1 protein-coding gene is annotated in these 212 nt (G+C 37.7%); it reads left to right on the top strand.

The features are described from left to right. The coding region (locus tag HMPREF2658_RS08695) for a hypothetical protein (protein ID WP_049295613.1) at positions 1-212 on the top strand (212 nt) is incomplete at both ends.

The following is a 212-nucleotide window of genomic DNA, read 5'->3' as shown; positions in this document are numbered from 1 at the left end:
ACTGAGTCTAACTTAGTTGAATTTGACGAAGAGTCTACAAAAGGTATTGTAACTGGCGCAGTGAGCGACCATACAACAGTTGAAGATACGAAAGAATATACAACTGAAAGTAATCTGATTGAACTAGTAGATGAACTACCTGAAGAACATGGTCAAGCACAAGGACCAATCGAGGAAATCACTGAAAACAATCATCATATTTCTCATTCTGG

It is taken from the genome of Staphylococcus sp. HMSC062H10 (assembly GCF_001836945.1).
Classification (GTDB): Bacteria; Bacillota; Bacilli; order Staphylococcales; family Staphylococcaceae; genus Staphylococcus; species Staphylococcus aureus.
Note: the sequence above shows the minus strand (reverse complement) of the source record. Positions and strands in the feature narration are given on the sequence as shown.